The following is a 25,608-nucleotide window of genomic DNA, read 5'->3' on the forward strand; positions in this document are numbered from 1 at the left end:
CCTCACAATCTGAGAACGAAGCAATCGGTTCGTCTGCGTCCAGCTCCGATCGTTCATGTTCTGACCACACGGACGCTGATCAGGCTTATTCAGCCACATCATATGCAAGCGACCGCCCTTCACCCGGCTTCGAGGCGAGAATCCCCTTGGGCCGGACCTGATGAGCGATGCGCGAGGGACTTGAGCTCCAAGCCCAGGCCGGCCACCATCAGGTAGGCCTTGTCCGCCCTTGACGCGACCAGTTGGTTCACTCGGCCCAGCACGTCCCGGTACTCCCTTCCGAGCGGTGATGCGGGCACGATGCCTTGGCCGACCTCGTTGCTGACCAGGATCCACCTGCCGTCCGCGGCGTCTATCAGGTCGAGCAGGCGCCCCACCGTCTCGAGGACCGCGCCCTCGGTATCGGAGGCCTCCTCATCCTGGAGGAGGAGGTTGCTCACCCACAGGGTCAGGCAGTCGAGGACGAACGTGTCGTAGCGATCGATGAGGGGCCGGACCGCCCTGGTGACATGGATCGGCTCCTCGAGGGTGTCCCAATGCTCCGGCCGGTAGCGCCGGTGAGCGGCGATGCGCTTCTGCATCGCCTCGTCAAGCGCTTCGGCGGTGGCGATGAAGAGCACCCTGCCCCCGTCCCGCGCCAAGCGTTCCGCCGTGGTGCTCTTTCCGGAGCGAGCCCCGCCGAGGATGAGTAGCAGCTCGCCGGGGCGAGCTGCGGTGCGGTCCGAGCCGTCAGGCATCGAAGCCCGGCCCCAGATGGCTGGTGTCGTTGAGCAGGTCGATGGTCGCTCCGCCCTCGTCGAACGTGGTGATGACGGACAGCCCGGCGTTCGACAACCGGAGCCTCCACATCGATTCGACCGGCAGCCCGAGCATCGAGACCATCATGGCGCGCAGGGTGCCTCCGTGGGAAACCACCAGGATGTTCCCATCGGTTCCGGCGTGCCGCTCCGCGATTCGGGCCGCGGCGCCGGCTGCCCGCGCGAACAACTCCAGGTCGCTCTCCCCTCCCGGCGGAGCGAATGCCGGCCTCTCGTCGAACAACTCCTCCAACATGGCGGGGTACCGGAGTTGCAGCTCCTCGTAGGTCATCCCCTCCCACTCGCCGAAGCTCTGCTCCCTCAGGTCGCGCCGGTAGACGATCGGGATGTCCCGGCCACGCATGACGGGCGCGGCCGTCTCCGCCGCCCGGCGCAGGTCGCTCGAGTAGGCCGCCTCGAAGACGACCGGGGCCAGTCGGGCCGCCACCGCCTCCGCCTGCTCCCGGCCCTCCCGGTTCAGAGGCGGGTCGGCTTGGCCCTGGGCCCGCCCGACCCGGTTCCACTCCGTCTCACCGTGACGCACGAGGAACCACCTACGCGTAGGCATCAAGCAGAGCGAGCAGGGGTGAAGCGAGTGCCCCCGGATCACCCAGCGTTATTGCCACCGCGAGCACGAGCACCGCGGCCTCGCTCGTCTCGCAGGCCGCTCCGTAGATGTCACCGGTCACGCCGCCGATACGTTGCTTCGCCCACATGCCGACCGCTCCGGCGGCGAGGCCGGCCGCCGCCATGAGCACGAGGCCCACGGGACCGGTCAGGACCACGGTCGCCACCACGGCGACAGCGGAGCCGGCCAGCAGCCTCCGCGGGCCGCTGCCGTGGAGGAACGGCGCGCCCAGGCCCTCGCGACGTACGTATGGGAACCGGTCCATCACGACCAGGATGGCCCATCGCGACAGGCACGGAACCAGCGCGATCGTCCAGAGACGGCTCTCCCCGGGTAGCGCGACCAGCGCGGAGACCTTGGCGAGCAGGAGGAGGACGACGGCGACGACCCCGAAGGCGCCAACGTGGGGATCCCTCAGAATCTCCAGCCGTCGCTCGTGGTCGTGCCCACCCGCCAGGGCATCGTAGGTATCCGCCAAGCCATCCAGGTGGAGGCCGCGCGTCAGCAGCGCCAGGACGGCTACGAGCACCACTCCCTCCAGGAAGAACGGAAACTCCCGGAACCCGGTCAGCAGGAACTCGAGTTCACCGCCGCGCGCCGGGATCCAGGGAATCACGTAAGCCAGGCGAATCAGCACGTCCACCCCGGCGACGATCGCCCCCAGCAGGAGGCCCACGACCGGGAACCAGGCGGGCGCCCTCGACAGGTCGGTGGCAGGACCCCGTCGTCCCGCCGGAAGGATCGTCAGGAAACCGATGGCGGCGCGCAGTCCCCTCATTCCGCCGGCGCTTCCATCAGTGCGCCTTGGGCCTTACGGTCCGAGACACCTGCCTCCTCGAATGTGGCCATCTCGGTGAGACAGGACGCGGCCGCTTCCACGATGCCCATGGCCAGGACCGCGCCGGTTCCCTCCCCGAGCCGCATCGCCAGGTCCAGGAGGGGGTCGAGTTGCATATAGGCCAGCACGGCCCGGTGGCCCGTCTCGGCGGAGCGGTGAGAGGCGATCAGGTAGTCGCTGACCGCCGGGCTCAGACGGTGGGCGATGAGGGCGGCCGCACCCGAGATGAACCCGTCCAGCACCACCGCCCGCCGCTCGGCGGCCGTTCCCAGCACGACGCCGGCCAGCACCCCGATCTCGAACCCGCCCACCTTGGCAAGCACGTCGACCGGGTCGTCCGGATCGGGCGAGTTGACCTCGAGGGCCTCTTCCACCACGGCGGTCTTGCGAAGCAGTTCCTCGGCGCTGCGACCGGTGCCTTTCCCGGTTGTCTCGGTGGGGGGTCTACCGGTCATCGCGGCAGCGATCGCGCTGGACGGCGTGGTGTTGCCGATCCCCATGTCGCCGGTAGCGACCAGGTCGGCGCCGTCGGCGATCACCTCGGAGGCCAGGCCTGCGCCGAACTCGATGCACCGGACGGCCTGGCGGCGGGTCATGGCGGGGCCCAGGGTGATATCGCCGGTTCCGGGTCCGATTCGTAGGGAGCGGAGGTCAGGATGCTCGGGCGGCGGAGCCGAGGCGATCCCGGCATCGACCACGATCCGGTGTACCCCGCCCAGCCGGCACAGCACGTTGATCGCAGCCCCCCCGTCGAGGAAGTTGCGCACCATCTGGCCGGTGACGGACTGCGGATACCCCGTGACTCCCTGTGCCACCACCCCATGGTCGGCGGCCGCCACGATGACCGCCTTCCCCCGGATCACCGGCCGCGCCGTACCGAACATACCGGCCAGGCGCGTGGCGACTTCCTCGAGCCGGCCCAGGCTTCCAGGGGGCTTGGTCAGTATGTCCTGCCGGGTGGCCGCCCGGCGCATTGCCGCCTGGTCCGCCGGACCGATCCGCGCCGTCACCCCGGCCAGGGTTCGGGGTCGGGCGGTCATTGGAAGCCTCCGGAGAGCGGGCCGGTTATAGTAGGCGCCGGCCCGGAGAGACAACCGGGCGCCATGGGGAACAGCGAAGTCCGGTGGAAGCCCGGCGCTGTCCCGCAACTGTCATGCCTCCCGCGTAGGGAGGACGAGCCAGGACGCCTGACCCCATGGTCACGAATCAGCTCTCGGAGGAAGGGTTGGTCGTGCAGGGGCTCGGAATCGAGAACCCAGCCGATCTCTCTTCATCCTCCGACCAGGAGGATGTTTTCTTATGCGGCGGACACAGCTGCTACTTGTAATCCTGCTGCTCGCCACGGCGTGCGGCGGGCAGGAAACGGCAACCACCCAGGCGAGTACCACCCTGGGCACGACCACCACCCCCGGCGCGGTCACCACGAGCACCGCGGCGGCCCCGGCCACCAGCCCGCCCCCGACGGCGGCATCGACTACCACCGCTCCGCCCCCGGAGGAGGCCCCGGAGCCGACCTTCCCCGTGACGGTGGCGGGCGCCGAGATCGCGGAGCGTCCGGTGGCGATCGTGTCCCTGTCGCCGACCGCCACCGAGACGCTCTTCGCAATCGGCGCAGGTGACCAGGTGGTCGCGGTGGACTGGACATCGAGCTACCCGGAGGAGGCACCGGTCACGGAGTTGGACGGTTTCAACCCCAACCTGGAGGCCATCACCTCCCACAACCCCGACCTGGTGGTGATCGCATTCGATCCGGGCGAGCTGGTTTCCGGGCTCGGCACTCTCGGCATCCCGGTGGTCCTGCATCCTGCCGCGCCCGACATCGATACGGCCTACTCGCAGATGGCCGAGCTAGGCGTGGCTACCGGACACGCCGAGGCTGCCGCGGACCTGGTGGCGGCGCTGCGATCGGAGATCGATCGGGCGGTGGCCGGGTTCGAGAGCGGCGCCGAGGACGTCACCTACTACCACGAGGTGGACAACACCTTCTACACGGCTACATCCGCCACGTTCATCGGCCAGGTCTACTCCCTGTTCGGCCTCGAGAACATCGCCGACCCGGCCGACACCGAGGGCTGGGGCTACCCGCAGCTGTCGGTCGAGTACATCCTGGAGTCCGATCCGGACATCATCTTCTACGGGTGCGCCGTCTGGTGCGGCACCTCGGCCGAGAGCCTGGCCGGGCGCCCCGGGTGGAGCGGCCTGACCGCCGTTCAAGATGGTCTGCTGATCGAGGTGGATGACGACATCAGCAGCCGGTGGGGGCCCCGCCTGATCGAGTTCGTCCGGCTGATCGCGGGCACGCTGGCCACCATGTTCGAGCAAGGTTGACAGAGCGCATGGCGACCGTGACCCCCCGGCTCCGCGATCCCACCCGGCTCCGGTGGGGCTGGTTCCTGGCCGCCTGTGCGTTGTTGATCGCCTCGGCCGTGGCCGGTATCACCGTCGGGCCGGCCGGGTTGACGCCCGGGCAGGTGATCGGCGAACTGGTCGGCGGCGGATCGGGACTGTCCGGCACCCAGCAAGCGATCATCTGGGACATCCGGCTGCCCCGGGTCGTTCTGGGCGGGCTGGTGGGGAGCCTTCTCTCCCTGGCCGGGGCCTCCTACCAGGGCGTTTTCCGCAACCCCCTCGCCGACCCCTATCTCCTGGGTGTCGCGGCCGGCGGAGGCCTCGGCGCCACCGCCGTCATCGTCCTCTGGCCTTCCGCCGACACCCGGCTCCTTCCCCTGGCGGCCTTTGCCGGGGCGCTGGCCGCGGCGGCGCTGACCTATGCGGTGGGGCGTTCCGTGGGCGGCCGCAGCGCGGTGTCGCTCATCCTCGCGGGTGTGGCGGTGGCCGCTTTCTTCACCGCCCTCCAGACGTTCGTCCTGCAGCGGAACTCCGAGACCATCCGCCAGGTCTACTCCTGGATTCTCGGACGGCTGGCCACCACCGGCTGGCAGGAGGTGCTGGTGATGGTCCCGTACGCGCTGGCGTGCGGCGCCGGGCTGATGCTGCACCGGCGGTTGCTCGACGTGCTGAGCGTGGGCGACGAGGAGGCCGAGAGCCTCGGTGTCTCCTCGTCGCGGGTGCGCACCACCGTGGTGGTGCTGGCCACGCTGGCCACCGCCGCGGCGGTCGCGGTCAGCGGGTTGATCGCGTTCGTCGGGCTCGTGGTTCCCCACACCGTACGGCTGCTCGTGGGTACGAGTTACCGCTCCCTGATTCCGATCTCCGCCGTGGCGGGCGGGGCGTTCCTCATTCTCGCCGACATGGCCGCCAGAACGGTGCTGAGCCCGCTGGAACTCCCCATCGGCGTGATCACCGCCTTCATCGGCGCCCCTTTCTTCATGGTGGTTCTCCGGACCAGCCGGCGGTACGTGACATGATCTCCGTGGAGGCCCTCTCCATCACCTACCAGGCTGGACAACCGGTGCTCCGGGACGTGGGGCTCACCGTGGAGGAAGGGGAGTGGTTGGGCCTGCTGGGGCCGAACGGCGCCGGGAAGTCCACCCTGCTGAGGGCGATTGCCGGGCTCCTCCCCTATCGGGGCATTATCCGGTTCGATGGCGCGGACAACGGCTCGCTCCGGCGCCGGGACCGGGCCCGGTCGGTGGCCCTGGTGCCGCAGGAACCGGTCATGCCGGGGGGAATGACGGTGATCGAGTACGTGTTGCTGGGACGCACCCCGCACCTCCCCTACCTGGGATCGGAAGGCGCCGCCGATCTGGCGCAGGCGCGGCTGGCCATGGACATGCTCGACCTCGAGCCCCTGGCGGGCCGCATGCTCTCGCAGTTGAGCGGCGGCGAGCGGCGGCGCGTCGCTCTGGCCCGTGCCATCTGCCAGCAGGCGGACGTCCTGCTCCTGGACGAGCCGACCGGAGCGCTCGACATCGGCCAGGGCCAGAAGGCCTTGGAGTTAATCGCCCACCTGCGCAGCCGCCGGCCGATGACCATCATCACGGCCATGCACGACCTCACCCTGGCCGGACAGTTCCCGGACCGCCTGACACTGCTGGCGGAGGGCCGGGTGGTGGCGGACGGGCCTCCTGCCCAGGTGCTCACCCCCGAACACATCCGGGCCATCTACCGGGCTAGCGTGGAAGTGGTGAACGTCAACGGAGGACTCGCCGTGGTTCCCATGAGGACCGGGACTCGATGACCAGCGCCCCGCTCGCCGACGACCCGCGCCGTCCCGACACCCGCCGGGCCCGCTCCGTGTTGATTGTCAACACCGGGGACGGAAAGGGAAAGAGCACCGCCGCCATGGGCATGGTCATGCGATCGGTGGCGCGTGGATGGAAGGTCGCCGTAGTCCAGTTCATCAAGTCGGGCGACTGGAAGGTGGGCGAGGAGAAGATGGGCCGCCACCTCGGCGTCGACTGGGACGTAGGCGGCGACGGCTTCTCCTGGGACAGCGAGGATCTAGAACGGTCCGCCGAGCTGAACCGCGATGTCTGGCGCCTGGCCAGGATGCGAATCGAGGAGGGCAAGCACCGCCTCGTTGTCCTTGACGAGATAACCTACCCCATCAACTGGGGCTGGATCGACGAGGAGGAGGTGGTCTCCACGATCGCCAACCGGCCTGCCAACGTCAATGTGGTAGTCACCGGACGTGACGCCCCCGCCGGCCTGATCGAGATCGCCGACACCGTCACCGAGATGCGCCCCGTCAAGCACGCCTACGACCAGGGCATCAGCGCCATCCGCGGCATCGACTTCTAGTGATCTGTCTGTGTAATGGCGGTGTGGTATGGCCGCCGGAGCACCCGGTTGTTCCGCAGGCAAGACCACTAGTGGCCGGTGGCCGGGAGCTAGTGGCCACCCACCGGCGAACCGCCTACTCCTCCGACTCCTCGGTAGAGGGGGCCGGAACCATCGACGACGCCACCGGTACCTCGATCTCGCTGCTGCGGAACCAGACACCCACCGGTGGGTCGGCCGGCAGGTAGCGAATGTCGGGGATGATGGTCTCCCCATCGGTGCCGATGAATCCCAACTCGGTCCGGCCACCGGCAACGCGCCGGGCCCGGATCCTCCCGATCGAGTCCCCTCGCACCTCCACGTCACCGCTGACCTGCCATCGGCCGGTAGGTACGTCTTCGCGCAGGAAGCGCTCGGGCGGTAGGACTTGGCGGCCGCCGGCAAACTCGACGCCGTGCTCCAGGCTCCCGTCCTCGCCCAACCGCGCGATGATGCGCAGCCGATGGGGATCCGGACTCGACGCCGTTACGGAAGGCGTCTCCAGACCGAGCATCGAGCGAAGCTCGGGACTGTGAGATATCGACAGGCGTCGCAGGAACCGTTGGTTCGCTGTGCCGGACGCCGTGACCGCGCACAACGCGCTGTCGACGGACAGTCCATGGACGGGCCGGAGGGCCCGCATCTCGGCGTCGAGAGCTACTAGCCCTTCAAGGTCGGCGATGTCAGCCGCTTCGAGCGCGTCGCGCAGGGCCTTCGAGCCCGGATGGCAGCGCGCCTCCGCCATCATCTCCCGGACGCCGGGATCCCTCCATCCCTCTTCGGCGGCCCGGGCCGCGGTGACGATCCCTCCCGCCGTCACCGCCGCCGCCACCACGCTCTCGGCGTAGGCGACCTGGGAGTGGACCTCCAGCGCATCCTCGAACGACAGCGCCGCTCCGTTCTCGAGCCGCCTCAGGAGCGAGCGCCACGAGGACGCCATCCACGCGAACTCGGAAGAGGCCGCATCGGCTACCTGCAGCACCGACTCCTCGACCGTGATCGGGTTGAGCGCTTCTCCGGCTTCCAGCGAGTCGAGCATCCCCGATGCCCCGACGACGGACGTGTATCGCTGTGCGAACGCCTCACGGAGCGTGTTGGTCGACAGGTTCGCCACCGTGACCGCGGTCGGGTGTGCCTCCTCTGGCAGCGCGGCTATCTCCGGCCGCTCGAATAGGCCATCCAGCAACTGGGTTCGCACGCCGGCCGCATAGATCGCCCTGAGCCGAACCTCCGCATCAACCTCTCCGGCCGGGTCCATAGCGGACTTCACCTCGGTCGTAACCTCCCCGTCGCTGTCGGCTCCCGCGGCCACCGTGTACCGGGCGCCGTCAACACGCACGTCTACGGCTTCGAACGTGGGACCGCTCAGAACGAACAGGTTCTGCCACTGACCGTGGAACCCGATCTCGTTGCCCGCGCGGTCGTAGGTGACGATTCCCACGAACAGCCAGGTGGGGCCGGACCGGAAGAAACTGACCTCGAACGGAGAAACTTCGCTGATCGAAGTGCTGCCCGGGCTAGCCGTTTCCGACCCGGAGTGATACGAGACTCCGGCTTGCCAATGCCCCGCAACAGATCTGTGGCGCTTGAACACGCGGGGGCCGACCACGTATAGAACGGCGTAGCCGCCGGGGTCGAGATCGCCGCCTACGTTCCCGGCGCGGTAGTGGACGGGGAAGGGATCGCCCGCCACGACCTCCGCCGGGACCCGTACTTCCTCGATCTTCAACCGGGCTCGTTCCTGTTCCGCCTGCTCGTCCACCAGGTGGACGATGAGGTCGAAATCGGCGCGCAGGGGTTGGTAATCGCGCTCGAGGTAGGTGGTCGCCTCGATGAAGTAGCCACCGGCCGGCAGGAACTGGTCTATGCGGGCGTTGCGACCCTCCCCGCCATCGTCGTTGGCCCCGATCACGCCGCCCGCCAGCGAAGCCAGGGACAGGACAGAGTCGCCATCCTCCGATGCCAGGTCGATACGAACGCGACCGGCCTGCTCGAGGCTGAACGTGTAACCGTGCGCCGGATGCTCGACGACGAAACGCGACCCGCACGTGTCAAGCGTCCAGGATCCGGATGCGGTCAGATCGGCGCCCGCTTCCAGCGTGCCGAGATGCACCGGCTCGCAACCGGATACGTAGCTGACCGCGACGGCGAAGTCCGCCGGTCCCCGGCTCCGCCCGCCGACCGTCGTGGCCTCGATCATGTACACGCCGGGCAGCAGGTCTCTCTCGACGCGGCTGTCCAGCCCGGCGCCGCCGTCGTCGTTGCCGACGATGCGGGTACCGTCCTCGGCGAGCAGGTAGAGGTAGGGGTCCGCCCCGGCGGATGTCAGCTCGATCCTGACCCGTCCTGCCGTAGTGACCTCGAACCTATAGGTGCGGGCGTCGCTGCCGGCGCGGAACCGTGAGTCGCAATCCTCGGTCGTCCAGTGCCCGGCCGCCTCCAACCTGTTGTCGCCCAGCGTCCCGAGGTCTGTGACCTCGCAGTCCGCCGATTCCTGCCCCAGCACGGCTCCCGGCCCCGGCAGGGCGAGGACGCTCGCCACCAGGGTGAGGGCGATGAAGGCCCGCCCCAACCGGTGCGCGCCAGGACTGCCAACGTGGACTCTCTCCATCTCGAACCCCCTATTCGGATAGCTGTCAGGTGGGTGCTGCGGGCACCCGAACACCTTGAATACCGGGCGTTGATGCTAGCCAGCCAGCCACTGGCCACACGTCGCCACTACAACCGCGGGTACTCCATCTCTCGAAGTCCATTCTTCGTTACGGCGTACACCCATGGCTCCGGCGTCGTCAACAGTTCCTCGATCCGATCCCACCGCGCCACGAACACCCGCAGCTGTTCCCACACGTCGGGGTTTCCGACCGTGGTGAGTACGAGCATGCGAAGCGGGTATGCGGCGAAGACTGCCCACTCCGCCGGCCTCGAGCGAATCTTCTTGTCACGCGCGACGACGATCCACCCTCGTGAAGAGGCTTCCGGAATCCAGTCCACGTCGTCGGTGCCCGTCCCGATCGGCGACCGCGGGTGGCCCGGAAACACGCAGTCGCTGCGGGCCGCCGGCCATCGCCTGACCGATTCCAAGGGCGCTCTCGTCGAAGAAGAATCGGATGGGCCCGTCTCGGCGCGCCCGTTGGGGCAGTTCCAGCGCTCAATTCACGCAGCCCTGAGAAACTGCGTCTCGAAGTCGACTGCCGTGTCGATGTCCTGCCCCGTGACTCCATAGTCCCTGTAGATGTCGATGATCGCCGAGCGCGGTTCGCCGGCGAGTGACAGCTCCGCTATGACTTCGGTACGGACTCCCCTCACGGTCGGGATGCCGAACGATAGGCGCGGGTTCACATACACGGGTTCAGCGGCTTCCATCACGATATAGCGCATGGCCTCGTCCGTTGCCGGATCGAACTCCACGCGGCTACAGAAGGTCTGTGCCGCCTCGCTCAGCATCAGTTGCCCGGAACCCACCACCATCCACAACTCCTCGGGAATCCCGAGCCTCACCTGCATATCGGAAACAAGCTCCTGGCCTGCTATCAGGGGCCTCGAGATGGCGAAGGGAAACCGGGTGTCGAACTCCCGGCTGAGCACCTCCCTCAGAGGCCGGAGCCTTTGCAGGGGTAGGTGAGCACGGTATTCACGCAGGTATGCCGCCTCGATGAACTCCCCCCACGAGACCTGCGAGTTGCCCGTGGGCTCACTGCGAAGGACAGGTGGATATCGCTTTTCCCCCCGAACTGCGCCCTCCAGCCACCAGCGGAGCTTCGACGGCGTTATACGGAGCAGCCGCGCCGCTTCAGAAAGGCTGTATGTAGGCCGGGCCAGCAGCGAGATCATCCTTCGCTCCTCCATGAACTCGCTGACCGTAGCCTTCCCAGGCGCCTGTTAGAAGTATGTTCCGAGCGCGCTACTCGCCGTTGGTTCCTGCTGAACCGCCGACCACTGGCCGCCCGCCTACAGCCGCGGGTTGATCCGTTCCTCCAGGGAGAAGGCGATCAGGGCGAAGCCGAGCGAGGCCAGCATGATCAGCAATCCGGGCGGCAGCACCCACCACTTCCAGGCCGGAGTCAGGAAGGCGCCTCTGGATTGCGCCCAGAACAGGGTCGAGCCCCAACTCTTCTGGATGGGATCACCGAGACCGAGGAAGCTGAGGGCGGCCTCCAGCAGTATCGCGTTCGAGACCGCCCGGACGAACGATCCCGTGGCCAGCAACCCCGTCCGGGGGACGATGTGCCGGAGAATGGTCCAGCGGTCAGGCGCCCCCATCGAACGGGCCGCCAGCACGTACTCCCTCGACCGCAGAGACAGGACCTGCGAACGGATGATCCGGGCCGGCTCGGCCCAGATGAGCACGCCTATCACCAGGATCGTGTTGAGCAGGCTCCGTCCGAGATAGGCGGCCAGCACGATCAGCAGGGGCAGGAACGGCAGGATCAGTATCACGTCGACACCACGCATCATGGCCGAGCCCAAACGCTTCGGGTAGTAACCCGCCACGACCCCGACGGCAGTTCCGATCAGGAGGGCGACGGCGGCCGCGATTATCCCGATCGTCAACGACACGCGTGCCCCGAAGATCATCTCCGAGAGCAGGTCCTGGCCGATGTCGTTCGTGCCGAGCAGGTGCTCCGAACTGGGGAATAGGAAGGGTCTCGCCACCCGCTCGGTCGGGTCGTAGGGCGCCAGCCACGGGGCGAACACCGCTCCGCACACGAGGACCCCCACGATGAGCCCACCCGTCAGCCCGAACAACGTGGGGATACGGGAACGCCGCCGGGCGGTGCGCCGCGCCGCCCCCTCACGGCTGTCGGCAACCGTCATGAGGTCCTGGTCCTCGGATCGATCAGCGGATACAGCAGATCGGCTGCGAGGTTCGCCACCAGCACCGCCGCCGTGAACACCAGGAAGGCCGCCTGCATCACCGGATAGTCACGCCCTGACACCGCTTCGAACACGAGGCGTCCCAGTCCCGGGTAGGTGAACACCGTCTCGACTATCACCGTGCCTCCGAAAGCGAACCCGATCCGGAGGGCGAGCACCGTCACCACCGGTGCGATCGTGTTGCGAGCGACGTGTCCGAACAGCACGCGCCGCTCGCCGGCGCCCTTGGCGCGAGCGGTGCGGATGTAGTCCTCCCCCAACGTTTCCAGCATCGAATACCGCATCGTCATGTACACGCCGGGCGTCGCCAGGATCGACAGGGTGACCACCGGCAGGATGGCATGGCTGACGATGTCCCACATGTGGGCCCACCCGGCAAGACCGGAAGCGGGGGTCACCGCATGAGACGACGGCAGGAGGCCCCACTGGACGGCGAAGATCGAAATCAGCAACATCCCCAGCCAGAAGGACGGTAGGGACTCGATCGAGATCATCCCCGAGAGCATGCCCAGGTCGGTCTTGGTCCCTCTCCGCCACGCCGAGATCGCCCCCAGGATCACCCCGGCCACCGCCGACACGATCAGCGACAACCCCGTGATCAGCAAGGTCCATGGGAGCCGATCCCAGATCATGTCGACGATGGGCCGGCTCGAGCGGAACGAGTACCCGAAGTCCCCGGTGAATATGTCTCCCCAGTAGCGGAGGTACTGCTTCCAGAGGGGAACGTCCAGGCCCACCCGCGCCACGATCTCCGCCCGCTCATCAGGGCTCAGCAGGCCGACATCCACCCCGGCGATGAGGACGAGGGGGTTGCCCGGCATGAGCCTGGGCAGCAGGAAGTTGAGGGTGACCGCCACCACGACGACCACCCCGTACTGGGTGAGCCGACGGACGTCGAGACGCCGTCTCAACCCGTCAACTCACCCCCACGCACGCGGATGCGCGTGGCTACGGGCGCGCGGATGGCGGCAGCAGAGACAGCTTGCTGACGATGCCCTGTCCGGCGATGAACTCCCAGTCCGAGTAGACGCTCGAGTCGTACACGTATGCACCGTCGGGATACAGCAGCAACACGAAGGGCAACTCCTCGGCGATTATCTCCTGCATGCGAAGCAGGATGGCGATGCGCCCCGCCTCGGTGGACTCGACGGGTAGCGCCGCCGAGAGCGCATCCATCTCGGCGCTGGCGTAACCGGTCAGGTTCAGGAACCCGCCCATCGGAATGCTGGCGACCAACTGCGGGAGGCGCAGCGGATCCGCCTGCACGGGCGCCGACCAGCCCCACATGGCGATGTCGTAGTTGCGCCCGTTGTTGACGTTGAATTCCGGCCACACAGCTTGCTCCCACGTCCCGGTCTCGACGGCCGCCACAGAGGTCTCGATGCCGATGTCGGCCAGCATCTCCACGGTCAACTCGGCTATCCGCAGCCGGAGCGAGTCAGGGGCGTTGGTGATGATCTCGAACGACATGGGCTGTCCGTCGAACTCCCTCACACCGTCGCCGTCGCTGTCGGCATAGCCGGCCTCGTCGAGCAGAGCGTTGGCCGCGGCCACGTCGTGCACCGGGATCATCGACGGGTTGAAGGACCGATGCTCGGGATGTATCCAGCCCGGGCTCCCCACCGTCGCCGCGCCGAGGAACACCGTGTCGACGATGTCCTGGCGGTCCATGGCCAGGTTGATGGCCTGGCGTACCGCCACGTCGTCGAAGGGGCGCTTCGAGGCGTCGTAGTTGATCATCTGGGTGGTGAACTCGGGTCCCAGGGCGATGTCCAGCGGATCTTGGGCGTCCAGCAGCGGGATTTGCTCCGGAGGTATGCGCTCGAAGATCACGTCGACCTCACCGGTGCGGATGGCGGCCTGGGCGCCGGCGTCGTCGGCGAAGACTATGACCACCAGCTCCTCGACCGCCGGTGCGCCCCGGAAGTAGTCGGGGTTGGCCTCGAAGCGGTAGCTCTGTCCTTCCACGTACTCCACCAGCTTGTACGGACCGGTCCCGATGTTGGTAGCGCCGAAGTCGTGCTCGGACGGCACTTCGACTCCTTCCCACACATGGCGCGGGATGATCGGAATGTCAGCGAGGGCGGCCAGCTCGAAGCCGGCCTTCGGGCTACCGAGCACGAAGGTCGCGCTGTAGTCGCCCGTCACCACGAGGTCCTCGACCCCCCTGAGGTCCCGGGCGAACCGGCTGGCCTCCACGTTGTTGATGTAGTAGTCGACGCTGAAGTCCACGTCGTGCGCCGTCAAGGGCTGCCCATCGTGCCAGGTGACGCCCTCGACCATCGTGAAGGAGTACTCGGTCAGGTCCGCGTTGACGGAGACGGTGTCCGCCAGCCACGGCTGTGGGATGCCGGCGGCGTCGAGCTGCATGAGCGAGTCGTACTGGAGCATCAGCAGGTTCCATCCGGGGAAGCCGCTGATGTAGGTGTACGGGTTGAGGGTTGCCTCGTCGCCGGTGATCGCCGCCCGTACCGTTACCGGTCCTGCGGCGGCCTCTTGCTCCATCATCGCCTCGTCGAGCATCTGCTCGGCCTCAGCGAGAGCCGACTCCGCGGCGGCCACCGCCTCCTCGGAGGCTTCAGCCGTCGCCGCAGCCCTTTGCTCGGCTTCCTCGAGGGCTGCCTGCGCGTCGGCCAACGCCGACTGGGAGGCCTCGTCGCCCTCCATGGCTGCTGAGGCCGCAGCCTGGGCTGCTTCCAGGTCGGCTTGGGCCTGGGCCAGCGCCGATGCCGCCGCTTCGGCCTCCGCCTGAGCCGACTCCGCCTCGGACTGGGCGGCCGCAGCTTCGGACTGGGCGGTTGCAGCCTGCGCCTGCGCCGCGCTCACTTCCTCCGATGACGTGTCCTCGCCGCCACACGCCGCTGCCATCAGGCCGAGCATGAGGACGAGAGTCAACGCCTTCGATGATGCAAACCTTCGCATTGTTGTCATCCCTTCTCCCCCACGCGGGAGCCGCGCCGGACGAACAACTGGTTCGTCGGCCCGGCTTCCATCAGCCTGCCAAGCGTAGCCCAACGGTTGGCCGTAGGGTCGGCCAGAGGGCACCTTGTCCGGGCTTGACGCCCGGAAACTCCCGCGTGCCTAGGGTCGCTGCTGCCCAGGAGGATTCACCAGGTGGCAGGACACCCATCGACCGGGGGCGGCTTCGGTGAGAGCCGGTTCGATCGTCGAGCACAGGCCTTCCACCGCCACCGGGCACCGGGTGTGGAAGCGGCACCCTGCCGGAGGATCCTCCGGGCTGGGCAGGTCCCCCACGAGCCGGGTGCGTGTTCCGGCGTCGAGGACGCCCGGTTCCGGCGCGGGAACCGCGGCGAGGAGTGCCTTCGTGTACGGGTGGAGCGGCTCCCGGTAGAGCTGGTCGCGCGGGGCGCGCTCGACGATCTCGCCCAGGTACATGACGGCCACCTCGTGGGAGACGTGGCGCACCACCGCCAGGTCATGGGCGATGAACACGAGCGCCATGCCCGTGGCCGCCTGTATGTCGGCCAGCAGGTTCACCACCTGGGCCTGGACCGAGACGTCCAGGGACGACACCGGCTCGTCGCAGACGATCACCTCTGGGTCGGCGGCCAGGGCGCGGGCCACGGCGATCCTCTGCCTCTGCCCGCCGCTGAACTCGTGCGGGTGTCTCCGGCCGGCGTCGGTAGGAAGCCCCACCTGGGCGAGCAGTTCGGACACTCGTTCCCGGATCTCTTCCGGCGTCCCGAGCCTATGGATACGCAGCGGCTCTGCGATCACATCCCCCACCCGCATACCCGGGTTCATCGCCGAGAACGGATCCTGGAAGATCATCTGCACCACCCTCCGGTGCCTGCCGCTCCGGTGGTCGATCGGGTTCCCTTCGATATCGATCGTCCCCTCGGTGGGCCTGACCAGCGCTACCAGGGCCCGACCCAGCGTGGTCTTGCCGCACCCGCTCTCCCCGACCACGCCCAGGGTCCGGCCGCGGCGCACGTCGAGGTCCACTCCATCCACCGCCCGTATGACCCCCGAGCCGGACCGGCGCAGTCCCCGGACCACCGGGAAGTGCACGCGGAGCCCCCGGATGGAGACGACCACGTCCCCGCCCTCCCCTGACATCGTCTGCTCCCCCGTGACGGATCCTTCGGACCACAGGTCGGACGAGTCGCTCATCTCGTGATGGTGTATGCAGGCCGAGCCGTGGCGGTCGGCGCCCACATCCTCCAACTCGGGAAGCGCCTCGCTGCACCCCTCCCCCGCGAGGGGACACCTGGCGTCGAACGGGCATCCTCTCAGCTCCTCGGCCACGCGCAGGGGCGAACCCGGGATCTCGGCCAGGCGGGTGGTCACAGGCCGGTCCAACCGGGGGATGGAGCGCAGCAAGCCGGAAGTGTACGGATGGCGCGTCGATCGGTATATCGCATGGGCCGAACCGGTCTCGGCTATGCGACCTGCGTACATGACCGCCACCCGATCGGCTATTTCCGCCACCACGCCGAGGTCATGGGTGATCCACACGACCGCCAGCCGGTACTCGTCCTGGACCTCCCGCACCAGATCGACGATCTGCGCCTGGACGGTCACGTCGAGGGCCGTGGTCGGTTCGTCGGCGATGAGCAGCTTGGGCTCGCATGCCAGGGCCATGGCGATCATGGCCCGCTGGCGCATGCCCCCCGAGAACTCGTGCGGGTAGTCGTCCACCCGGGAGGATGCGGACGGTATGCCGACCCGGTCGAGGAGCTCGATCGCCCGTCGCCGGGCCGCAGCCTTCGTGAAGTCCCGATGGATCCGGAGGCTCTCGCCGATCTGGCGGCCGACCCGGTGGACCGGATTCAAGGAGGACATCGGCTCCTGGAAGACCATCGCCACGTCCCGGCCGCGGATGCGCCTCAACTCCCTGGCCGGCATACCGATGATCTCGCGGCCCTCGAGACGGATCGACCCCGAAACGAACGCGGGGGGAGCGGGAAGCAGTCCCATGACCGCGAGCATCGACACGCTCTTGCCGGACCCCGACTCGCCGACCAGGGCGAAGGTCTCGCTGGGAGCGACAGTGAGGCTCACGCCGCTGACCGCCCGGATCGTCTCGGTGGGCAGTTCGAAGCGGACCGCCAGGTTCTCGATGTCAAGCAGGTTCGCGCCGGCGGCGGTGGTGTCCCGCGACGGATTACGAGGTCCCACGGCGGTCGCGGTGGTCATCCGTTCCACCCCCCGCGGACGGGCGCGGGCGACCGGTCAGCTCCCCGCTGGTTGTCCGGCGGTCGCCGGAGCGGTCCGAGCGCCCGGCCCGACGTAGGATGGCCCCGACGCACTCGTCGACAGGTACGAGGACACCCATGTCCGTTCATGGCGGCCAACTTACACAGACCGGGGACGGCCCGCGGGACCGATCCACGTGGGGGGTCCCGGCGCCGATCGACCTGGAGTCCTTCAACGCCGACCTGGAGGACGGCCGGGCGACCGTTGACATAAGCATCTCCTATCCGGCCAACCTGGAACCGGCCCACCGGCGGAAAGTGGGGCTCGAGATGGTGCTCGACGGCGTGGCGGAGGCCCGCCGGATCTTCGGTGAGGTCGGCGTTCAGTTCGCTGTCGTCTCGGTCCGGACCGGGCCGGTCGACCCGGAGCTGCTCGTCCTCCATGCTGAGGCGCCGGGATCGGAACTGCCCGGTGGTCGCTACGCCAACCTCTACAAGGAGCGCCAGAAGCGGCCGTCCAGGCTGTCGTCCGGTGCTCTGGCCGTGTTCGAGAGCGTGATCGGCAAGGGACCGGAGCACGATCGCAGGATACATCTCGTGGTCCTCGAGGACGTCTTCATGTCTTTCCACGACCGGATCGACGAGCGCACCTGGCAGTTGAAGACCGTTGCCACAAACGCCCTGTCCTTCCCGGGCTACTCGCACCGGGACACGATCCCGCGCCATCTGCGGGGTGTCATCACCCTTACCAATCTGGCGAGGGCCAACTCCTGGAAGACCGTCGCCCATGAGCTCGGGCACAAGCTGATCAACGCCAGCCATGAGTACCGCGATGTCGACCCTCAGCACGAGGTCTACGCCGACGGAGGTCTCCTGCTTTACGGAGACGGAACCGACATCCCCTCCGGACCCGACGGGCGGTTCCACCGGGAGAGACTGCATCGATCGCCGTTCATCTACCGGAGGGACGCGTCCGGAGCCAAGTCATGGAATCCCGACTACCTGGATGGCGGCGGCTACTACGACCGCATCTACGAGGGCGTCACGGTCGACTTCGACCCCGTCTAGCGGTCGGTGGTGACCCAGGGAGGAGACGACACCGCCACAGCCTCGAGGGCCACAAGGGACTCGACTGCCTCCCGAGTCGCAACATGCCACTGGCCGCTAGGAACCCAGCGCCTTCATGGCCTCCCGCCTGCTGAGGGCTGAGAGCCGGCTGCGGTTGGCCTCTACGTAGCGGGTCACCGCGCCGGGGCGGGTCTTCGAATACTCCCGCAGCGCCCATCCGATCGCCTTGCGCAGGAAGAACTCCCTGCGGGCGATGGAAGGTTCGATCACGGCGAACAGGAGGCCCGGGTCGGTACGGTCCTTGAACCTGAGCTGGGCGAGGATTGCGGTCCGGCGCCGCCATATGTCGTCGTCCTCCGCCCACGAGAGCAGGACCGGGCGGACGTCCTCCGGGTAGGTGGCGAGCAGGTGGCCCATGTGCTTGCCGGCCAGCTGATCCACGTAGTCCCACCAGGCACCGGTGACGACCATCTCCTCCACCATCGAAAGGCGGTCCGGCCGCAGCCACCCCCGATAGGCCACGGCGTAGGCCAGTTCGATGGCCCCGTAACGCTGTTCCCGATGGGTGGCCGCCCGCCATATCCCGAGCACGGTCGTCTCCCAGGTATCGGGATCGGTCAGCGGATGGTCTCTGACGACCGCCCCGGTCAGGCGCCGCACCTCGGGAACCCGGACCCCGTGAAAGGGAAGTTCCGATTTCATGTATCGCTGCTGGCCCTCCGCCCGGTGGGGATCTCCGGCGGCGGCGAGGCGGGCGATGAGATCGCCTCTCAGGGATGCGTCCACACGGCGGGATTGTGGCAGGCGGCGATGCCGGCCCCGGATGATGACCCCCCGCTCCAGCGCCCCAGAACAGGAGAGAACGCGAAAATCGCGCCAGCCCGGCGCCACCCGCCGGGCCCTCCCCCGCCGCCGCCACCGTGGTTCGGAGCGTGGTCGGCCATGCCCCGGCCAGGTGCGGGGTTCGGCGGCTCGCTCCATGAAGCCCTGTATGTTCCCTCCGGTCCGACCGAACCGATCGGCGGGAGCCTTCGGCCGGTGGTGGTGCTTGACAACAGGCAACCTATAGCAAGGTTATGACACGTTGAACCCCCTTGCCCGCTCCCGTGATCCGACCCCTCGCTTCCAACTTGGATCCGGCAACTCGTAGACTCTCGGCCATGAAGTTCCGGACGCTCCTGGCGGTGGTCCTGCTGGCGACAGCAGCCGCCGCGGTCACTTCCTGGAGGTTGCGCGCCTCGGCCTACACGAAGCCCCCGGCCACACCCGGGACCTGGCACCCGACAGCGCACCACCAGTGACCCGTCGAATCGCTCTCCATACGGAAGGCGACCGGAGCAACCGGTTGATCCGGGTGCTCCAGGCCGTCGCCGGTATCGAGGTCGGACGGTTGCCAACCGGCCCGGACTCCGTCGGGCCACCCGGCTCGTTGGCGGGCTGGGACGTGCTCGGCGTTGACGCTGTGACCGGCGCCTCGCGCCCGCTGGTCGAGGAGGCCTGCGATCTCGGCCTCCCGGTGGTGGCAGCCGCCGACCTACCGCCTCGTTTTGCCGCGGACCCCGACGCCACGATCGTCGGTGGAGCCGGGAGCGGGGCGGGCCTGGCCGCCGCGCTGGCCCTGTCGATGCTCCCGCGGTCGGCTGAGCCCCTCAAGGCTCGCCTGGCGTGGACCGTGGCGGGCCGGCCCCTCCAGGCCGGACGGGCGGTCACCTTTCCCGACCCGGTCGGGTCCCTGTGGGCCGGATGGGGAGAGAACCCCCTTCCCTGGCGGGATGTGGCATGCTGCCCGGCCCCGACCGACTCGGCGTGGAGGGCGGTGCGGGTCGATCTCGAGTTCCGTGACGCCGAAGGGGGCGGATCCCTGGTCCACGGTGTCTCGGACGAGGGGAGGTTCCTCGATGCGGTGTGCTTCGGCGCGGCCATCCTGGCCGCCGCGCGGGGCGCCTACCCGGCCGGCGCCGGCGGGCCCGGTGATCCGGACGGGGTCTTCGTGCGGCTGGCCCAGGACGCCGGCATGCAGGTGGCCCGCTTCGTCGGCGCCTAGGTGATCGGCCCGGCAGCGGTCACTTGGCCAGGGTTGGCATCTCGGCGGAGTCCTCGGGTGACACGTCCGGGTCGGGACCCGGAGGATCGGGCATCGGTGGCGCCGGAACCTGCAATGTCTCCTCCAGCATGACCACCTCGACGCCGCCCACCACGTCGGAAGTCAGGTTGTAGAAAACCGCCGCCAGCGTGGTCAGCAGGGTCATCGCCGCCCCGAACACCACCGAGAAGAAGATGGCCACCCGGGTGAACCGGCTGCCGTTGTCGAAGAAGACCGAGCCCTCGTCAACCAGGCTGATAGTGATCAGGAACCGGTCGAGCGAGGCGGGAATGCCGGCCCTCTCCACCAGGGACCACATGAGGAGCAGGCCGATCAGGGTGGCGGCTGCGAATACCACGTGCAGCAGGAGCGACACCTTGAACACCGTCCACGGGTCGAACTTGCGGATCACCCGCCGCACCCGCCGCACGGTCGCCATCAAATCCCTCCGACGAGTGGTCTTCGCCCGGCCTCGTGCCGGGAGGTATCCACCGGCACCTCCTCCAGCACCGTGAACTCGATCCCCCCGACCAGGTCCGCGAGCAGGTTATACAGCACCGCCCCCACGGTCAGGGTGGCCGTGGTTACAGCCATCCAGCTGGCCGCCAGCAGGATCATGCCGCGCAGGTACTCACCGCCCGTCTTGAAGAGGGACTCGCCGGGCTCGATCAGCGCCACCCGGGCGGCCGCCTCGTCGAAGGCGGACGCGAGGCCGAGCCGGGAGATTGCCGCCCAGAGCATCACCGAGAGCAGCACCAGCCCGAGTGCGGCCAGCGCGGACAGGACTGCGGACACCTTCATGACCGTCCAGGGATCGAACTTGCGGAGAATCCGGCGAACCCGGCGTTGCGTGGTGGGCGGGGCGGACCAGGCCCCCAGACGCGCCTCGGTCACTTCGCCTCGGTGGAGAGGCCGGTGTCCATGGGAACGGGGGCGAAGCTGGCGACGCTGGCTCCGCCAGGCAGGTTCATCACCTTGACGCCGCTGGCGATACGGCTCTGGCGGCTGATCGAGTCCGTGGCGGTGCGGATGGCGACGCCACCGGTGGAGACGATCATCACCTGGCTCCCTGGAGTAACCGCCCGGGCGCCCACCATCTCCCCTCGTACCTTCGTGAGCTTCATGGCCTTGACGCCCTTGCCGGCCCTGGCCTGGCGCTTGAACAGCGCCGACCGCACCCGCTTCCCGAAACCCCCCGAGGTCAGCAGCAGGATGTCGTCGCCCTCCAGCGTGGCGGCCGCTCCCACCACCTCATCCCCCGGATTGAGGCGGATCCCTATGACGCCCTGGGTGGCCCTGCCCCGGGCGCGAACATCGTCCTCCGAGAAGCGGATCCCCATCCCCCGGCGCGTGAAGAGGAGCAGGTCGCTCTTGCCGTCGGTGGAATGAACGGTCACCACCTCGTCGTCATCGGCCAGCCGGATCGCTACCAGCCGGGCGTAGCGGCTGTCGTACTCCCGGAAGGCGGTGCGCTTGACCTTCCCCTTCCTGGTCACCATCACCATGTAGCGGTAGGACTCGTAGTCGCGGGTGTCCACGATCGCCTCGATGCGCTCCTGGGGATCCAGCGGCAGCACGCTGTGGGCAAGGACCCCTCTGGCGGTACGGGCCTTGCGGGGGATCTCGTGCGCCCGGACCCGGTAGACCCGGCCCCGGTTGGTGAAGAACAGGAGGTAGGAGTGAGCGGTGGTGTGGATCACATGGGTCAGGTAGTCGTCGCCGCGCAGCGCCGCCGCCTTCACGCCCTTCCCGCCCCGGCCCTGCGCCCGGTAGGCGTTCGCCGCCACCGACTTGACGTACCCCGTGGCCGACACCGTGACGATGATCTCCTCGTCAGCGATGAGGTCTTCGAGGGACAGCTCGGACTCGGCCGGCATGACCTGGGTGCGGCGAGCGCCTCCGTGGGTCTCACGGGTCGCCTGGAGCTCGTCGGCGATGATGGCGCGGCGCCGGACCGGGTCGGCCAGAATGGTGGTCAGCTCGTCGATCAGCCGCTGCAGCTCGGCTAGTTCGTCGCGAAGCTTGGCGGTCTCCAGCGAGGTGAGGCGGCGCAGGGCCATGTCCAGAATGGCTCGAGCCTGTATCTCCGATAGCGGGAAGCGGTCCATGAGAGCCGACCGGGCCGAGTTGACGTCCTCGCTCCCCCGGATCACCGCGATCACCTCGTCGATGTTGTCCACCGCCACGATCAGCCCCTCCAGGATGTGGGCGCGGGCCTGCGCCCGCTTCAGCCGGAAGCGGGTGCGCCGCTCGATCACCTCCATCTGGTGATCGAGGAAGTACTGGACGAGCTCGGCGATGTTGAGGGTGCGCGGCACGCCGTCCACCAGGGCCACCGCGTTGACGCCGAAGTTCTCCTCCAGGTTGGTGTGCTTGAACAGGTTGTTCAGCACCACCTTGGGGTTGACGTCCTTCTTGAGCTCGATGACCAGCCGCACCCCCACGCGGGCGGAGGACTCGTTGCGCAGGTCGGCAATGCCGTCCAGCGTCTTCTGCTGGACGAGGTTGGCTATCCGGGCCATGACCCGATCCTGGCTCACCTGGTAGGGCAGCTCGGTCACCACGATGGCGGTGCGGTTCTTGCGGATCGGCTCGACGTCGGTGACCGCTCGCATCCGGACCGAGCCCCGCCCCGACACCAGCGCGTCCTTCACGCCCTTGGTCCCGATCACGTAGCCGCCCGTGGGGAAGTCGGGGCCCTTGACGATCGACAGGTACTCCTCGGGACCGGCATCCGGGTTGTCCAGCCCGAACAGGCAGGCGTCGATGACCTCCCCCAGGTTGTGGGGCGGGATGTTGGTGGCCATGCCGACCGCGATGCCCTGCGAGCCGTTGACCAGCAGGTTGGGGAAGCGGGCCGGCAGCACGACCGGTTCCTGCTCGGATCCGTCGAAGTTGTCGGCGAAGTCCACCGTGTCCTCGTCGATGCCGTCGAGCAGCACCGCGGCCAGCCGGTCCAGCCTGCACTCCGTGTAGCGCATCGCCGCCGGCGGATCGTCGGTCGTGCCGAAGTTGCCCTGCGGATGGATGAGGGGATAGCGGAGGGAGAAGGACTGACCCATCCTGACGAGGGCGTCATAGATGGCGTCGTTCGAGTGCGGGTGGTACTTGCCGATCACCTCCCCCACCACCGTGGCCGACTTGCGATGGGGGCTCCGCGGCCTCACCCCCATGTCGTCCATGGCATAGATGATCCGCCTCTGCACCGGCTTGAGCCCGTCCCGCACGTCCGGGAGCGCCCGTGACACGATCACGGACATGGCGTAGTCCACGAAGGACTTCGACATCTCGTCGTTTATGTCGACCGCCAGGTGGGGGGCGGCGCGTCCCGTCTCGAGTTCCGGCACGGTGCGTTCCCTCCCGCTCAGATATCCAGGAACCGGACGTCGCCGGCGTTCTGCTGGATGAACTCCTTGCGAGCGGCCACGTCACCGCCCATCAGGGTCGAGAAGACGTGGTCGGCCGCCGTCGCGTCCGCCATGTCCACCTGGACCAGTGTCCGGGATTCCGGATGGAGAGCGGTCTCCCCCAGCTCGGAGTCGTTCATCTCCCCGAGGCCCTTGAACCGCGTGGGCCGGGCCTTCGGATGCGTCTCCTTGAAGGCCGACAGCGCGGCGTCGTCGGCCAGGTACCTGACCCCCCTCCCGACCTTGACCCGGTAGAGGGGCGGCACGGCGACGTACACGTAGCCCGCCTCGATCAGGGGCCGCATGTGGCGGAAGAAGAAGGTCAGCAGGAGGGTCCGGATGTGGGCGCCGTCCACGTCCGCGTCCGTTAGCAGGATGACCTTGTGGTACCGCGCCTTGCCGATCTCGAAGTCCTCGCCGATACCCGTTCCGATCGCGGTGATCAGAGCCTGTATCTCCTTGTTGTGGAGGGCCTTGGCCAGCCGAGCCTTCTCCACGTTCAGGATCTTGCCCCTGATGGGAAGCACCGCCTGGAACTTGGAGTCCCGTCCGTTCTTCGCCGGGCCGGCCGCCGAATCCCCCTCCACTATGAACAGCTCGGCGATCTCGGGATCACCGGATGAGCAGTCCACCAGCTTGCCGGGCAGCCGGGAGGAGGCGAGCAACGACTTGCGCCGTATCACGTCACGGGCCTTGCGGGCCGCCTCGCGGGCGTGCTGCGCCTGGCGGGCCTTCTCCACGATCCGCCGGGCGTCCGGTGAGTAGCGCTCCAACCACTCCGGCAGCATCCGGTTGAGGGACTTCTGCACGTAGCTACGGATCTCGGTGTTGCCGAGCTTCGTCTTGGTCTGCCCCTCGAACTGCGGGTTGCGCACCTTCACGGAGACCACCGCGGTCAGTCCTTCCCGCACGTCCTCGCCGGTCAGGTTCGGATCCTTGTCCTTGAGCAGGTTCTTGGAGCGGGCGAACTCGTTGACGGCCTTCGTGAGGGCGGTGCGGAAGCCCTCCTCATGGGTGCCGCCCTCGTGCGTGTTGATGTTGTTGGCGAAGCTGATCAGGTTCTCGCTGAACGCGTTGGTCCATTGGAGTGCGACCTGTAGCTCCGCCTCGGGCGCCTCGTCCTCCAGGTAGAGGATCCGTCCATGGAGAGCGTCGCGGCGGCTGTTCAGGTGGAGGATGAAGTCCCGCAGGCCGCCCTCGTAGCAGAAGGTCTCCGAGCGGCCGCCGTTCCGCCTGTCCGTCAGGCGGACGCTGAGCCCCTTGTTGAGGAAGGCCAGTTCCCGGAGCCGTTGCGCCACGGTCGTGTACTTGAAGTCCACCGTGTCGGTGAACACATCGGGGTCGGGCCAGAAGGTGATCGTGGTGCCCGTCTTGCGGGCCGGGTGGCCTTTCCTCAGCGGTCCGGTCGGCTTGCCGCGCTCGAACGACTGCGACCACCGGAAGCCGTCCCGAACCACCTCGGCCACGAACCGGGCGGAGAGGGCGTTCACCACCGATATGCCGACCCCGTGGAGGCCACCCGACACGGTGTAGGCGCCCTCCTCGAACTTGCCTCCGGCGTGGAGGGTGGTGAGCACCGTGGTGAGGGCGGACTTCCGGGTCTGGGCGAGCCGCGCCACCGGAATCCCGCGTCCGTCGTCGGAGACGCGACAGCTTCCGTCCGCATCCAGCACCACGTCGATGTTGTCCGCGCAGCCGGCCATGGCCTCGTCGACCGAGTTGTCCACCACCTCCCAGACGAGATGATGAAGGCCCCGGGGGCCGGTCGTTCCGATGTACATGCCGGGCCGGCGGCGGACCGCCTCGAGACCTGGCAGCACCTTGATATCGCTCGCGCCATAGCTCGGGGGGCGGTCCAGGGTCACATGCAGTCCTTGGTCGGGCGGAGGGCGGCGCAAGCCGGCCGGTGGGTCTCTTCCACCGTAACCGGATTGTACCCGACCCTGGCCTCAAAGCCAAGATTCAAGCCACTCAGAAATAGGGCGTGACCTGCGGGTTTATACAAAACAGCTCCCATGGGCGCTCTCGCTC

The 25,608-nt window shown here is 68.1% G+C and carries 23 protein-coding genes and 1 riboswitch; of the genes, 7 read left to right on the plus strand and 16 right to left on the minus strand.

The window, feature by feature from the left end; all coding sequences use genetic code 11:
- Positions 1-119: 119 nt before the first annotated feature.
- Genes cobU through cobT form a run of 4 tightly spaced genes read right to left on the minus strand, consistent with a single transcriptional unit; the run spans position 120 to position 3,303 of the window.
- Entirely contained in the window at positions 120-737 is a 618-nt protein-coding gene (cobU, locus tag OXK16_00560) for a bifunctional adenosylcobinamide kinase/adenosylcobinamide-phosphate guanylyltransferase (GenBank protein ID MDE0374444.1), read from the minus strand.
- A complete protein-coding gene (locus OXK16_00565) occupies positions 730-1,341 on the minus strand; it encodes a histidine phosphatase family protein (protein ID MDE0374445.1) in 612 nt (203 codons plus the stop codon). Before OXK16_00565 ends, cobU begins: the two co-directional genes overlap by 8 nt.
- 10 nt (positions 1,342-1,351) lie before the next feature.
- A complete protein-coding gene (gene cobS, locus OXK16_00570) occupies positions 1,352-2,203 on the minus strand; it encodes an adenosylcobinamide-GDP ribazoletransferase (protein ID MDE0374446.1) in 852 nt (283 codons plus the stop codon).
- Entirely contained in the window at positions 2,200-3,303 is a 1,104-nt protein-coding gene (gene cobT, locus OXK16_00575; GenBank protein MDE0374447.1) for a nicotinate-nucleotide--dimethylbenzimidazole phosphoribosyltransferase, read from the minus strand. The genes cobS and cobT overlap by 4 nt, the downstream gene beginning before the upstream one ends.
- A gap of 39 nt (positions 3,304-3,342) precedes the next feature.
- A riboswitch (cobalamin riboswitch) is annotated at positions 3,343-3,474 on the plus strand.
- 88 nt (positions 3,475-3,562) lie between these two features.
- Here cobT and OXK16_00580 point away from each other — a divergent pair.
- Genes OXK16_00580 through cobO form a run of 4 tightly spaced genes read left to right on the plus strand, consistent with a single transcriptional unit; the run spans position 3,563 to position 6,967 of the window.
- Positions 3,563-4,591, plus strand: coding sequence for an ABC transporter substrate-binding protein (locus OXK16_00580; GenBank protein ID MDE0374448.1), 1,029 nt, complete (start codon positions 3,563-3,565; stop codon positions 4,589-4,591).
- Between the two features lie 8 nt (positions 4,592-4,599).
- Positions 4,600-5,631: an iron ABC transporter permease gene (locus OXK16_00585; protein MDE0374449.1), complete on the plus strand. Its 1,032-nt coding sequence runs from the start codon at positions 4,600-4,602 to the stop codon at positions 5,629-5,631.
- A complete protein-coding gene (locus OXK16_00590; protein MDE0374450.1) occupies positions 5,628-6,404 on the plus strand; it encodes an ABC transporter ATP-binding protein in 777 nt (258 codons plus the stop codon). The genes OXK16_00585 and OXK16_00590 overlap by 4 nt, the downstream gene beginning before the upstream one ends.
- The gene (gene cobO, locus OXK16_00595; protein MDE0374451.1) at positions 6,401-6,967 is read left to right on the plus strand and encodes a cob(I)yrinic acid a,c-diamide adenosyltransferase; all 567 of its coding nucleotides are present in this window, start codon (positions 6,401-6,403) and stop codon (positions 6,965-6,967) included. Before OXK16_00590 ends, cobO begins: the two co-directional genes overlap by 4 nt.
- A 115-nt stretch (positions 6,968-7,082) precedes the next feature.
- On the opposite strand, the gene OXK16_00600 is transcribed toward cobO, so the two are convergent.
- The 7 genes from OXK16_00600 to OXK16_00630 form a co-directional block, all read right to left on the minus strand.
- Complete coding sequence (locus OXK16_00600; GenBank protein MDE0374452.1) at positions 7,083-9,596, minus strand: PPC domain-containing protein; 2,514 nt, start codon at positions 9,594-9,596, stop codon at positions 7,083-7,085.
- Between the two features lie 107 nt (positions 9,597-9,703).
- Positions 9,704-10,066 (minus strand): hypothetical protein, encoded by a 363-nt coding sequence (locus tag OXK16_00605; GenBank protein ID MDE0374453.1) that lies wholly within the window; start codon positions 10,064-10,066, stop codon positions 9,704-9,706.
- Positions 10,067-10,138: 72 nt separating this feature from the next.
- The gene (locus OXK16_00610; protein ID MDE0374454.1) at positions 10,139-10,816 is read right to left on the minus strand and encodes a DUF433 domain-containing protein; all 678 of its coding nucleotides are present in this window, start codon (positions 10,814-10,816) and stop codon (positions 10,139-10,141) included.
- Between the two features lie 117 nt (positions 10,817-10,933).
- Positions 10,934-11,800 carry an ABC transporter permease gene (locus OXK16_00615; protein ID MDE0374455.1) on the minus strand — a complete coding sequence of 289 codons (867 nt, stop codon included), beginning with the start codon at positions 11,798-11,800 and terminating at the stop codon, positions 10,934-10,936.
- On the minus strand, positions 11,797-12,771 hold the full coding sequence (locus OXK16_00620) for an ABC transporter permease (GenBank protein MDE0374456.1): 975 nt from the start codon (positions 12,769-12,771) through the stop codon (positions 11,797-11,799). The genes OXK16_00615 and OXK16_00620 overlap by 4 nt, the downstream gene beginning before the upstream one ends.
- 37 nt (positions 12,772-12,808) lie before the next feature.
- On the minus strand, positions 12,809-14,782 hold the full coding sequence (locus OXK16_00625; GenBank protein MDE0374457.1) for an ABC transporter substrate-binding protein: 1,974 nt from the start codon (positions 14,780-14,782) through the stop codon (positions 12,809-12,811).
- A 159-nt stretch (positions 14,783-14,941) separates the two neighbouring features.
- On the minus strand, positions 14,942-17,020 hold the full coding sequence (locus OXK16_00630) for an ABC transporter ATP-binding protein (GenBank protein ID MDE0374458.1): 2,079 nt from the start codon (positions 17,018-17,020) through the stop codon (positions 14,942-14,944).
- Between the two features lie 137 nt (positions 17,021-17,157).
- Between OXK16_00630 and OXK16_00635 the strand changes: the two genes are divergently transcribed.
- Positions 17,158-18,087, plus strand: coding sequence for a hypothetical protein (locus OXK16_00635; protein ID MDE0374459.1), 930 nt, complete (start codon positions 17,158-17,160; stop codon positions 18,085-18,087).
- 96 nt (positions 18,088-18,183) lie between these two features.
- Here OXK16_00635 and OXK16_00640 read toward each other — a convergent pair whose 3' ends face one another.
- Positions 18,184-18,873, minus strand: a complete 690-nt coding sequence (locus tag OXK16_00640; GenBank protein ID MDE0374460.1) for a DNA alkylation repair protein — start codon at positions 18,871-18,873, stop codon at positions 18,184-18,186.
- A gap of 374 nt (positions 18,874-19,247) precedes the next feature.
- Here OXK16_00640 and OXK16_00645 point away from each other — a divergent pair, with 374 nt between their 5' ends.
- On the plus strand, positions 19,248-19,388 hold the full coding sequence (locus OXK16_00645) for a hypothetical protein (GenBank protein MDE0374461.1): 141 nt from the start codon (positions 19,248-19,250) through the stop codon (positions 19,386-19,388).
- Between the two features lie 44 nt (positions 19,389-19,432).
- Positions 19,433-20,131, plus strand: a complete 699-nt coding sequence (locus tag OXK16_00650) for a hypothetical protein (GenBank protein ID MDE0374462.1) — start codon at positions 19,433-19,435, stop codon at positions 20,129-20,131.
- A 19-nt stretch (positions 20,132-20,150) separates the two neighbouring features.
- Here the strand turns inward: OXK16_00650 and OXK16_00655 are convergent, their stop codons facing one another.
- Genes OXK16_00655 through gyrB form a run of 4 tightly spaced genes read right to left on the minus strand, consistent with a single transcriptional unit; the run spans position 20,151 to position 25,442 of the window.
- On the minus strand, positions 20,151-20,609 hold the full coding sequence (locus tag OXK16_00655) for a DUF3566 domain-containing protein (protein ID MDE0374463.1): 459 nt from the start codon (positions 20,607-20,609) through the stop codon (positions 20,151-20,153).
- A complete protein-coding gene (locus tag OXK16_00660; GenBank protein ID MDE0374464.1) occupies positions 20,609-21,064 on the minus strand; it encodes a DUF3566 domain-containing protein in 456 nt (151 codons plus the stop codon). Before OXK16_00660 ends, OXK16_00655 begins: the two co-directional genes overlap by 1 nt.
- Positions 21,061-23,517: a DNA gyrase subunit A gene (gene gyrA, locus OXK16_00665; protein ID MDE0374465.1), complete on the minus strand. Its 2,457-nt coding sequence runs from the start codon at positions 23,515-23,517 to the stop codon at positions 21,061-21,063. Before gyrA ends, OXK16_00660 begins: the two co-directional genes overlap by 4 nt.
- Positions 23,518-23,534: 17 nt before the next feature.
- On the minus strand, positions 23,535-25,442 hold the full coding sequence (gene gyrB, locus OXK16_00670; protein ID MDE0374466.1) for a DNA topoisomerase (ATP-hydrolyzing) subunit B: 1,908 nt from the start codon (positions 25,440-25,442) through the stop codon (positions 23,535-23,537).
- Positions 25,443-25,608: the final 166 nt, after the last annotated feature.

The sequence above is a fragment of the bacterium genome, from assembly GCA_028821235.1.
Taxonomy (GTDB): domain Bacteria; phylum Actinomycetota; class Acidimicrobiia; order Spongiisociales; family Spongiisociaceae; genus Spongiisocius.

What these genes read in the sequence shown, in the direction of transcription:
- cobT (MDE0374447.1), bottom strand. Translation starts at nt 3,303, where the DNA reads ATGACCGCCCGACCCCGAACCCTGGCCGGGGTGACGGCGCGGATCGGT.
- OXK16_00635 (MDE0374459.1), top strand. Translation starts at nt 17,158, where the DNA reads ATGTCCGTTCATGGCGGCCAACTTACACAGACCGGGGACGGCCCGCGG.
- OXK16_00630 (MDE0374458.1), bottom strand. Translation starts at nt 17,020, where the DNA reads ATGACCACCGCGACCGCCGTGGGACCTCGTAATCCGTCGCGGGACACC.
- OXK16_00615 (MDE0374455.1), bottom strand. Translation starts at nt 11,800, where the DNA reads ATGACGGTTGCCGACAGCCGTGAGGGGGCGGCGCGGCGCACCGCCCGG.
- cobU (MDE0374444.1), bottom strand. Translation starts at nt 737, where the DNA reads ATGCCTGACGGCTCGGACCGCACCGCAGCTCGCCCCGGCGAGCTGCTA.
- OXK16_00655 (MDE0374463.1), bottom strand. Translation starts at nt 20,609, where the DNA reads ATGGCGACCGTGCGGCGGGTGCGGCGGGTGATCCGCAAGTTCGACCCG.
- cobS (MDE0374446.1), bottom strand. Translation starts at nt 2,203, where the DNA reads ATGAGGGGACTGCGCGCCGCCATCGGTTTCCTGACGATCCTTCCGGCG.
- OXK16_00585 (MDE0374449.1), top strand. Translation starts at nt 4,600, where the DNA reads ATGGCGACCGTGACCCCCCGGCTCCGCGATCCCACCCGGCTCCGGTGG.
- OXK16_00625 (MDE0374457.1), bottom strand. Translation starts at nt 14,782, where the DNA reads ATGCGAAGGTTTGCATCATCGAAGGCGTTGACTCTCGTCCTCATGCTC.
- OXK16_00580 (MDE0374448.1), top strand. Translation starts at nt 3,563, where the DNA reads ATGCGGCGGACACAGCTGCTACTTGTAATCCTGCTGCTCGCCACGGCG.
- OXK16_00590 (MDE0374450.1), top strand. Translation starts at nt 5,628, where the DNA reads ATGATCTCCGTGGAGGCCCTCTCCATCACCTACCAGGCTGGACAACCG.
- OXK16_00645 (MDE0374461.1), top strand. Translation starts at nt 19,248, where the DNA reads ATGAAGTTCCGGACGCTCCTGGCGGTGGTCCTGCTGGCGACAGCAGCC.
- cobO (MDE0374451.1), top strand. Translation starts at nt 6,401, where the DNA reads ATGACCAGCGCCCCGCTCGCCGACGACCCGCGCCGTCCCGACACCCGC.
- OXK16_00600 (MDE0374452.1), bottom strand. Translation starts at nt 9,596, where the DNA reads ATGGAGAGAGTCCACGTTGGCAGTCCTGGCGCGCACCGGTTGGGGCGG.
- OXK16_00610 (MDE0374454.1), bottom strand. Translation starts at nt 10,816, where the DNA reads ATGATCTCGCTGCTGGCCCGGCCTACATACAGCCTTTCTGAAGCGGCG.